General features: G+C 64.4%; 7 protein-coding genes. 6 read left to right on the top strand and 1 reads right to left on the bottom strand.

Going from position 1 to position 9,937, the window contains the following annotated elements; translation table 11 throughout:
- The first annotated feature begins 98 nt into the window (after positions 1–98).
- From L6D89_RS31680 to L6D89_RS31660, 5 genes are all read left to right on the top strand, one after another.
- On the top strand, positions 99–422 hold the full coding sequence (locus L6D89_RS31680) for a DUF1302 family protein (RefSeq protein ID WP_276574858.1): 324 nt from the start codon (positions 99–101) through the stop codon (positions 420–422).
- Positions 423–445: 23 nt separating this feature from the next.
- Complete coding sequence (locus L6D89_RS31675) at positions 446–1,801, top strand: DUF1329 domain-containing protein (protein WP_236202287.1); 1,356 nt, start codon at positions 446–448, stop codon at positions 1,799–1,801.
- A gap of 70 nt (positions 1,802–1,871) precedes the next feature.
- Positions 1,872–2,822, top strand: a complete 951-nt coding sequence (locus L6D89_RS31670) for a WD40/YVTN/BNR-like repeat-containing protein (RefSeq protein ID WP_236202286.1) — start codon at positions 1,872–1,874, stop codon at positions 2,820–2,822.
- Positions 2,823–2,825: 3 nt separating this feature from the next.
- Positions 2,826–5,219, top strand: a complete 2,394-nt coding sequence (locus L6D89_RS31665; RefSeq protein ID WP_236202285.1) for an efflux RND transporter permease subunit — start codon at positions 2,826–2,828, stop codon at positions 5,217–5,219.
- Between the two features lie 255 nt (positions 5,220–5,474).
- Complete coding sequence (locus L6D89_RS31660; protein ID WP_236202284.1) at positions 5,475–6,938, top strand: DUF1254 domain-containing protein; 1,464 nt, start codon at positions 5,475–5,477, stop codon at positions 6,936–6,938.
- A 60-nt stretch (positions 6,939–6,998) separates the two neighbouring features.
- Here the strand turns inward: L6D89_RS31660 and L6D89_RS31655 are convergent, their stop codons facing one another.
- Positions 6,999–8,492: a DUF1254 domain-containing protein gene (locus L6D89_RS31655; RefSeq protein WP_236202283.1), complete on the bottom strand. Its 1,494-nt coding sequence runs from the start codon at positions 8,490–8,492 to the stop codon at positions 6,999–7,001.
- Between the two features lie 326 nt (positions 8,493–8,818).
- Here L6D89_RS31655 and L6D89_RS31650 point away from each other — a divergent pair, with 326 nt between their 5' ends.
- On the top strand, positions 8,819–9,859 hold the full coding sequence (locus L6D89_RS31650) for an AraC family transcriptional regulator (RefSeq protein ID WP_236202282.1): 1,041 nt from the start codon (positions 8,819–8,821) through the stop codon (positions 9,857–9,859).
- Positions 9,860–9,937: the final 78 nt, after the last annotated feature.

Here is a 9,937-nt window from a genome sequence, read left to right as displayed (position 1 = left end):
GGGTGGGTCGGACTGAAAAGCCCTGATTTAGGCTGCGAAGGACGAAAAATTGTTAGCGTAACAATATCGTTAAATATCAATATGTTATGCACTACTAACTGTTAGCGTCATTCAGATACAACGACGGCTACGTCACCGACTTCGCCTGGGGTTATCGCCTGCGCGGACAGCTCGACTACAACAACTTCCTCGGCACCAGCATCACCGCCTCGCCCTACGCCTTCCTCGGCCAGGACGTCGATGGCGTGTCAATGGATGGCCAGTTCAACGAGGGCCGCGTTACTTCCGCCATCGGCATCACCTTCGATTACAACAAGCAGCAAAAGCTCGATTTCAGCTACGTCAGCTTCGACAACAGCGCCGAGTACGACCCGCTGCACGACCGCGATTTCTACGCCGCCAGTTACAGCTACAGCTTCTGACAGAACAACAAGAGGTCATACCGATGAACAAGCCATACCGTGCCGCGCGCCTGGGCGGCCTGACGGCGGCCCTGCTGCTCGCCCTGAGCAGCCAGGCCCACGCACAACTCACTGCCGAACAGGCCGCGCGCCTGGGCAAGGATCTCACGCCGCTGGGCGGCGAGATGGCCGGCAATGCCGATGGTTCGATCCCGGCGTACACCGGCGGCATGCCCCAGCCGCCGGCGGGCTGGGGCGCGGCGCAGGGCTACGTCGACCCCTTCGCCGGGGAGAAGCCGCTGTTCACCATCACCGCCGCCAACCTGGCGCAGTACAAGGACAAGGTGACACCGGGCATGCAGGCGCTGCTGGCCAAGTACCCAACGTTCAAGATGCCGGTCTACCCGACGCACCGCACCGCGGCAGTCCCGGCGGCGGTTGCCGAGAAGGTCAGGCAGGAGGCGGTGAACGCCCAGCTCAACGGCTTCGGGGTAAGCAATCTGAATGGCACCACCACGCCGTTCCCGATTCCGAAGAACGGCCTGGAAGCGATCTGGAACCACAACCTGCGCTACCTTGGCGGCGGTCTGCAGCGGACCTACGCGTCCTTCCCGGTACGCGGCAGCGGTGACTTCTACACCGTGCGTATCCAGGAAAACCGCGTGTTCGACACCAACATGGACAAGCAGTCGGACAACCGCCTGCTCAACTATTCTGCGCGCTTCATCTCGCCGGCCACCCTGGCGGGCACCGTGCAGCTGGTGCACGAGCCGATCGACCAGGTGAAGGAAGTACGTTCGGCGTGGATCTACAACGTCGGCCAGCGCCGCGTGCGCCGTGCTCCCGACCTGGCCTACGACAACGTCAACGACGGCACCGAAGGCCTGCGTGTGACCGATGACTTCGACGGCTACAACGGCGCCCCGGACCGCTTCGACTGGAAGCTGGTCGGCAAGCAGGAAATGTACGTCCCGTACAACGACTACAAGCTGGGCAGCAAGGAAGTGAAGTACAAGGACCTGCTCACGCCCAATACGCCGAACCCGGACCTCATGCGCTACGAGCTGCACCGCGTGTGGGTGGTGGAAGGCACGCTGCGCCCGGATGCCAAGCACGTCTACGGCAAGCGCGTGATGTACCTCGACGAGGATTCCTGGACCGTACTGGCCAGCGACGCCTACGACACCCGCGGTACGCTCTGGCGCATCGGCGTGCACCCGCTGGTCCAGTTCTACGACGCCCAGGTGCCCTGGTACCGCGCCAACATCTGGCACGACCTGAGCAACGGCAGCTACTACCTCGCCGGCCTGGCCAACGAGGAAGCGCAGCCCTGGACGTTCGGTATCAAGGGTCGCTTCGTCGACTTCCAGCCCGACGCGCTGCGCCGCATGGGCAAGTGATAGCTATCGACCTTCGTTGAACCCGAACGGGCCGTCCCTGGCGGTCCGTTCGCCCGCTGGAAACAAGTTCATGTCGCCACGCCAGATTCTGCTGCTGGCAGGCCTCTGCCTGCCCGCCTCATACGCCTTCGCCCAGACGCCGGCTGCGGACTACACCCTGCGCCCGGACCGCGTGTTCCTGCTCAATGTCGCCGATACCGGCGATGGCCTGGTGGCCGTCGGCGAGCGGGGTGTCGTGTTGCTGGCTGACGCCAGTGGTGACCACTGGACCAGCACACGCACGTCGACGACCCGCACGCTGGCCGGTGTTGCGTTCACCGATGCCCGTCACGGCATTGCCGTTGGACACGGCGGCGCCCTGCTGAAAACCGAAGATGGCGGCCGCCACTGGCAGGCGATCGACGCGGAGACCAACGGCGATGCATTGCTGGGCGTCGCGGCCATGGGCGAGGGGCGGATGGTCGCCTGGGGCGCTTTCGGGCTTTACCTGATGTCGGCGGACAACGGCGTCACCTGGCAGCGCCACAGCGTGCTGGGCGAGGACTTCGACCGGCACATCTCGCAGATCATCGCCCTGGCCAACGGCGATTGGTTGCTGGTGGGCGAGAGCGGCACGCTGGCTCGCTCGGCCGACCATGGGCAGAGCTGGCAGGCCATGGCCAGTCCCTACGCCGGCAGCCTGTTCGGCGCGCTTCAACTCAACGGTGGCGGCCTGCTGATCTACGGCATGCGCGGCAACCTCTGGTACTCGGCCGATGCCGGCCAGAGCTGGGAACAACGGCAGAGCGGCACCACCTTCGCTCTCAACGGCGCCGTCGAGCTCAAGTCCGGCCGTGTGCTGGTGATGGGCAACAGCGGGCTGTTGCTGTCCAGCGATGACCAGGGCGGCCACTTCAGCGTCCAGCCTTCGACTCATGCCAGCCTGGCTCGCGCCATCGAGCGCGGCGATGGCCGACTTCTGGCAGTGGGGGACCACGGCGTGATGACGCTTCCCCAGGCCAAGCCCCAAGTGCAGGACTGATCCATGAGCATGCAGGAAAACTTTGTGAAGAATGCCGAGCATCTGGAGCGCCAGAACTTCTCCCGCGGAGTGGTAGGGCGGGTGTCCTACTGGATCTTCCACCAGCGCAAGCCGCTGCTCGCGCTGTTCATCCTGATCACCCTGGCGCTGGGCTACAGTGCCGGCCAGCTCAAGGCGGAGGCGGGCTTCTTCAAGATGATCCCGCTGCACCACGAGTACATGAAGACCTTCCTGGAGTACCAGAAGGACTTCGGCGGCGCCAACAAGGTGCTGGTCGCGGTGAAGAACAACAAGGGCGAAATCTTCACGCCGCAGGCCATGGCCGCGCTGCGCAAGGTCTCCGATGAAGTGTTCTTCATCAATGGCGTGGAGCGCAGTTCGGTGACCTCGCTGTTCACCTCCAACGTGCGTTACACCGAAGTGGTGGAGGATGGCTTCACCGGCGGCAACCTGGTGGATTCCAGTTACGCCGGCAAGCCCCAGCAGATCGCCCAGGTGCGCGAGCGCACGCTGAAATCCGACTGGGTCGGGCGCATCGTTTCCAGCGATCTGTCCGCGGCCATGGTGGTTGCCAACCTGCAGGAAACCGACCCGGTTACGGGGCAGCGCCTCGACCTGCAGGACGTGGCGAAGAAGCTCGAACAGATCCGCCAGGAAAACCAGAGCGCGGATATCAGCATTCACATCATCGGCTTCGCCAAATCCGTCGGCGATATCGCCGAGGGTGCGTCGGGCGTGCTGATCTTCTTCATCATCGCCTTCGTCATCACCGCGGTTCTGCTGTTCTGGTACTCCGGCTCGCTGATGCTCACCGGCTGGGCGCTGATCTGCGCCGTGGTGCCGGTGATCTGGCTGCTCGGCCTGCTGCCGCTGCTGGGGCTGACCCTGGACCCGATGTCGATCCTGGTGCCGTTCCTGATCTTCTCCATCGGCGTTTCCCATGCGGTGCAGATGACCAATGCGTGGAAGCTGGAGACCTTGCACGGCGCTGATGGCGTGACCGCCTCGCGCAACTGTTTCCAGAAGCTGTTCATTCCCGGTGCGGTGGCACTGCTGGCGAATGCGCTGGGCTTCGTGGTGATCGCGCTGGTGGATATCGAGATGGTCCGCGAGCTGGCCATCACCGCCACGCTGGGCGTCTCGGTGATGATCGTCACCAACAAGATGCTGCTGCCGATCCTGCTCTCGTTCATGCGCCTGTCTGCCGCCGATGCGCAGAAGCTGCGCGGCAAGGAAACCCTCGGCGCAGCACTGTGGGAGCGCCTGGGGGTTCTGGCGACCCGCCGCGGCGCTGCCTGGGCACTGGGTTGCGCGGCGCTGCTGCTGGGCTTTGGCCTGTTCGAGGCGCGGCACCTGCACGTTGGCGATATCGGCGCCGGAGTGCCGGAACTGCGCGCGGATTCGCGTTACAACCAGGACGTTGCCGTTATCACGCGGGACTTCGCCATCGGTGTCGATCTGTTGCAGGTCATCGCCCGCGCCAAGGGCAGCGAGGAAACCCCCTGCGTGAAGCGTGAGGTGCTGGACCCTATCGGTGAGCTGGAACTGTATCTGCGCCAGGATGACGGTGTGTCCTCGGTGCGCAGCCTGGCCGGCTTCGTCGGCAGCATCACCCAGGCCTATGCCGAGACCGACCTGAAGTGGCGCGTGCTGCCCGAGCCCACCGCGCAGATCGCCCAGGGCGTAGGCTTCGCCACGCGCGTTGGCACCGAATACATGAACAGCGCCTGCAACGCGATCCCGGTATCGATCTACACCCGCGACCACCAGGCCGACACCATCGCCACGCTGATGGGCAAGATCAAGGCATTCAAGGCCGCCAACGACAACGACCAGGTCGAATTCCAGCTGGCCTCCGGCAACGTCGGCGTGATGGCCGCCACCAATGAAGTGGTGCATGCCGGCGACAAGCTGGTGAACAGCGCGCTGTTCGCCTCGGTCACGCTGCTGTGCCTGTGGATGTTCCGCTCCTGGCGCATCACCTTGTGCGTGATCGTGCCGCTGGCCCTGGTGACGGTGCTGTGCAATGCGCTGATGGCCTTGCTGGGCATCGGCGTCAAGGTGAACACGCTGCCGGTGGTCGCGCTGGGCGTCGGGGTCGGGGTCGACTACGGCATCTACCTGTTCGAGCGGATCAAGCACGAGATGCATGAGCGTGGCTGCAGCCTGCGCGAGGCCTTCGTCGAGGCACTGAAGCAGCGCGGCACGGCATCGGTATTCACCGCCGTGACCATGACCCTGTCCATTGCCACCTGGGCGTTCTCCTCCCTGAAGTTCCAGGCCGACATGGGCATCCTTCTGGCCTTCATGTTCCTGGTCAACCTGCTCGGCGCGATCCTCCTGCTGCCGGCGCTGGCGGCCTGGCTGGTACGCCCCGTCGACGCCAGTCGGCACTGATCAAGGGCAGGGCGGGGCAACCCATCCTGCTGCAACGAGCACGCGAAGCGAGCACAGAGGTCATCGACGCTTGTCGGGGATTTGCCGAGAAACCCGGCCCGGAAAGTTGGGGTCGGGTTGCATTTGCCAGCCGCAGCGCCGGAGCTACCTTTATTCTGGCGCCACGGAATTCGATGCAGCGGTAGTTCCCGTCAGATCGCGTGCCCGCAAGTTTCCCCTGAAAGGCCCCAACGACCCTATGGAGTTAGATACTTGATGAAGCACAAGATCGGATTCAGCCTGCTCGCCCTGGCACTGTGCACCACCCTGTCCATTGGCGCCCAGGCGGGCGAGAACTCGTCTGGCAAGCCGGCCGCCGAGGTGCCGGGCATTCCCGCCGGTACCGTGATCACGCCGTCCAGCGCACGGGTGATCGCCCAGGACGCCTATCTGTGGGGCTGGCCGCTGGTCAATGCATTCAATCGCCGGGCGTCTTTCTCCAAGGCTCCGGAACCGGGCCTGATGGGCGGCATCCTGCCCGCCGCGCCGGTTGGCTACGTCAGCATGCTCAGTGACTACATTTCCCCTGAGCAGCACTGGGTCGCGCACCCGAACCAGGACGTGGTCTACGGATTCGGCTTCGGCGCCACCGATGACGATCCGGTGGTCCTGCAGGTACCGGATTTTGGCGACCGCTTCTGGGTCTACGCCCTGTATGACGCCCGCAGCGAAGAGTTTTCCAAGCTCGGCAAGCAGTACGGCACCAAGCCGGGCAATTACCTGGTGGTAGGGCCCAACTGGAAGGGTACGGTGCCTGAAGGCATCACCGAGGTGATCAAGTCTCCCACCGAATTCATCGCTATCGGCCCGCGTGTCTTCATGGGCGACAGCGAAGCCGACCACGAGGCGGTGAAGAAGGTACTGCAGCAGGTGGTGGTCTATCCGCTGAGCAAGTACAACGGCAAATCCGTCACCAAGGACTGGACCAAGACCCCGCATTTCCCCGCTGCGCAGAGCTCCTCCAGCGAGACCCGCTGGGTGGACCCGAACAAGTTCTTCGATGAACTGCCGCAGATACTCGACAAGGTGCCGCCGCTGGCCGGCGAGGAAAGCCGTTACGCCATGCTGCGTGCGGTACTGGACGCCGCCGCGAAGGACCCGGCGATCAAGGACGTGCTGGTCAAGACTGCGGTCGAGACCGAGGAGCAGGTGATCACCCCGCTGTTCTCCTTCCGCACCAACGGCTCGCGCCTGCCCAACGGCTGGAACTCGCCCACCAACGTCGCCCGCTGGGGCAATGACTACCTGACCCGCACGGCGACGGCGAAGTCCAACATGTACACCAACCAACCCGAGGAAACCCGCTACTTCTTCCTCGAGGTGGATGGCAAGGGCGAGCGCCTCAACGGCAATCACAGCTACACCGTGACCTTCGCAAAGGGCCAGACACCGCCAGCGAACGGTTTCTGGTCGCTGACGATGTACGACCCCAAGCACTTCTTCGCGGCCAACTCGCTCAAGCGCTACTCGGTCGGCACCAAGAACCTGGACCGCATGAAGTACAACGACGACGGTTCGCTGACCATCTACGTGCAGCACGACTCGCCGGGCAAGGACAAGGAGGCCAACTGGCTGCCGGCGCCGAAAAGCGAGTTCGAGATGACCATTCGCACCTACTGGGCCAAGCCTGAGGTGCTGAACGGGGAGTGGACGCCGCCGGCGGCTGTCCGGGCCCATTGAGGAGGGGGCGGCCGGGAGTTCAACCGACTCTCCCGGCCGCCTGCGGGCTGGCGCTGCTGATCAGTCGGCGACCCGCTCGAAGTCGGGCATCTTGAAGGTCTTGTCGTTGAATTCCTGCGTCGGCCCGTAGAAACGGAGGGCTGGCAGCGGGCGTTTGCCCGAGGTGGGAATCCAGTTTGATTCCAGGCCCTCCGGCGCCTTGGGCCCGACGTAGAGGGTGACGCCGCCGTCGGCGTTCTTCTTCATCTTGTCGACATCGAAGGACGACAGGGTGGTGCGGTTGCTGTCGCTGTAGATGAAGGAGAAGGTGGCGCGGTCGTAGACGGTCAGGGCCCAGAACTGCTTGACCGGCATCTTCGCGGGGACCTCGACCTTGTACAGCTTGCCGGCCTCCAGCGGCTTGCCGTCCTTGTCGGCCATGGCCATCTGGTAGGAAGTGGCCGGGGAAGCGCTGAGCACCTTGGGCATGTAGGTGCACCAGAAGTATTCCGCGGCGCGTTCGGTCAGGTCGATACGGTCGTCGTAGACGAACTTGAACGCGTGGTTCCTGTCCGCCTGCAACAGCGAGACGTAGTGACGGTCGGGCCAGTACACGCGCTTGGCCATGTTCTTGTCGAACCACTCCTGCAGGTAGAACCAGGCGTCGATGGCGGCCTGGTGCATGGCGCGCCTGGCCGTTTCATCGGGCGCGAAGGGTTTGCCTTTCTCGATGCCCAGCGAAGCCAGCATGCCCATCATCAGCTTGTCGTGCTCGCGGACCGGCTCGACGCTCATGATCGCGTGCATGTCCTCGAAGTGGCGCTCGTCGTAGAACGGCAGCGTCGGGTAGCGCTGGTGGCTGGGGTCGATGAACTTCTGCTGCGGCGGGTTCTTCGCCTGCTCCAGGTAATACATGCGCAACTGCCTGGCGTACTGGTAAGCGTCCGCCGCTGTCTTCCCGGCGGCGGGGACGGAGCGGAAGGCAAAGGCGATGCGGTAGTTCGGCGAGGCGACGTGGAAGTAGCCCTTGGGGATTTCGCCCTTGTAGTCCGGCGCGGTGAAGAGGTACTTGCCGCCTTTGCCCTTGTCGACGCCCGCGGGGCCGACATCGGCAATGGTGAACTGCCAGGCATCGACGACCTGGCCGTAGAGGCTGCCGGCCGCACCCGCCGGTGGAATCTCGAGGACTACCGGGCCCTTGCGCAGGTCGGTGTAGGCGGCGATGTAGGGCGTGGTGCTGTTGGCCGTCAAAGCCTCGAGCTGCGGCGTCGCCGTCTGCGAGTAGGCGATGATGTCGTTGTCCTTGTACCCCAGCTCCTCGAAGGCGGCGCGGCGGAACGAATAGATGGAGATCGCCGGCATGTTCCAGAGGATGGCTTCGAAGGCGCGCTGGTACTTGATCTGGTAGTCGAAGTCCTTCACCGAGGGGCTGGAGCCGGCGGGCGGCTGGCCGCCCAGGGGTTCCGTCGCCAAGGCGCTACCACCGACGAACAAGCTGCTGGCGATCAGCAGCGCGGGCAGCACATGGCTGGCACCGCTGAACAGTGCGGTCTTGCGGGGTGTCGATCGTTCCATGGCCTGCATTGGGCCTCCTCTTGTGGATCAGCTGACCGGGCTGTTCCCACCTGACCCAACCGCTGCCCTCGGTTCGCCTCAGGGCGTGGCCAGGACCGACGATTGACTGCTGGCATAGAAGGGAGCGGGTATCCGCGCAGTGTAGTTGCTGATTTCCGCGGCGCCGCGGGCTGTACGGTCGAGGCGCTGCCGGGAGGCGAGGGTAGGCGGCTTGTAATATTCTGTTACGCTCGATCATGGCGCGCCCGCCGTCGGGTTATGATGGCCAGGCCGCGTGTCAGCCGCAGAACAAGAATTCCAGGCACCCGGATTCGAGATCAGCCTCCATGCCCAGTATCCCTATCGATGCCCAGCTCGACCTGGCCCTGGTTTCGCCCTTCCTGCTGCAGACTCTCGCCGAGGTCGCCAGCGCCCGGGGCGTCAGTGGTGAGCGCCTGTGCCTGGGGCTCGGCTTCACGGCCGACGAACTGCAGGACCCGACGCAGCGCATTTCCTACCGCCAGGCCGTGAGCATGATCCAGCGCGCGCTGGAGGCCCTGCCCGAGCGCGGCCTGGGCCTCTGGGTCGGTGACCACAACGTGCTCGGCACCCTGGGCCTGCTCGGCCATGTGCTGTCCCTGTGCAAGACCCTGCGCGACGCCTTCGAGGTGGGCCGGCGTTTCCAGCACACCACCGGCGGGATGACGGTCTGCCACCTGCAGGAAGGCCCCGAGGAAAGCCATATCGAAGTCGAGTGCCGGCTGCCCTACACGGATGTCCAGGTGTTCGCGGTGGAGGAGTTCTTCGCCAGCGTACTGGTCTACAACCGCGCCCTTATCGGCGATGCGTTCCAGCCCCTGCGTTTCGAGTTCACCCACGCCGCGCCCAGCTATGAGGCCGAGTACCGGCGCCTGCTGGGGCCGAACCTGCGCTTCGGCTGCCTGCACAATCGCATGGTGATCGCCAGCCATTGGCTGGACGCGGCACTGCCCAGCCACCAGCCCGTTGCGTTGCGCCAGGCACTCAACCTGCTGGAAGCCGAATGTGCCCAGGTGCAGCAGAAGAGCGACCTGCTGCAAACCGTCGAGCGTGCCATTCTCCGCGACCTGCCATCAGGCTGCCCCATCGACAAGGTGGCTGCCGGCCTGAACATGAGCAGCCGCACCCTGCGGCGGCGCCTGAGCGAGCACGAGATAACCTTCGAGACCCTGCACGAGCAGGTACGCCGGGCGCGCGCCATGAGCCTGCTGGGCAACCCGGAGATGCCCATCGAGCGCATTGCCGAAGCCCTCGGCTACAGCGATGTGCGCGGATTCCGCCGGGCCTTCAAGCGCTGGACCGGACGGAGTCCTTCGGCCTGTCGGGACGAGGTGGCTGCGGCGCACTGAGGGCGAGCGCAGCAACGCGATTACATTGATGCGCCACAAGGGCGCTCGATTGATTGGCAGTTAAGGTCGTATTGCCAA

The organism is Pseudomonas pseudonitroreducens (assembly GCF_021603645.1).
Classification (GTDB): Bacteria; Pseudomonadota; Gammaproteobacteria; order Pseudomonadales; family Pseudomonadaceae; genus Pseudomonas; species Pseudomonas pseudonitroreducens.
The sequence above is the reverse complement of the archived record's forward strand: the minus strand, read 5'-3'. Positions and strand labels throughout refer to the sequence as shown.

Coding starts and splice junctions, on each gene's coding strand:
- L6D89_RS31675 (WP_236202287.1), top strand. CDS start 446: ATGAACAAGCCATACCGTGCCGCGCGCCTGGGCGGCCTGACGGCGGCC.
- L6D89_RS31670 (WP_236202286.1), top strand. CDS start 1,872: ATGTCGCCACGCCAGATTCTGCTGCTGGCAGGCCTCTGCCTGCCCGCC.
- L6D89_RS31665 (WP_236202285.1), top strand. CDS start 2,826: ATGAGCATGCAGGAAAACTTTGTGAAGAATGCCGAGCATCTGGAGCGC.
- L6D89_RS31660 (WP_236202284.1), top strand. CDS start 5,475: ATGAAGCACAAGATCGGATTCAGCCTGCTCGCCCTGGCACTGTGCACC.
- L6D89_RS31655 (WP_236202283.1), bottom strand. CDS start 8,492: ATGGAACGATCGACACCCCGCAAGACCGCACTGTTCAGCGGTGCCAGC.
- L6D89_RS31650 (WP_236202282.1), top strand. CDS start 8,819: ATGCCCAGTATCCCTATCGATGCCCAGCTCGACCTGGCCCTGGTTTCG.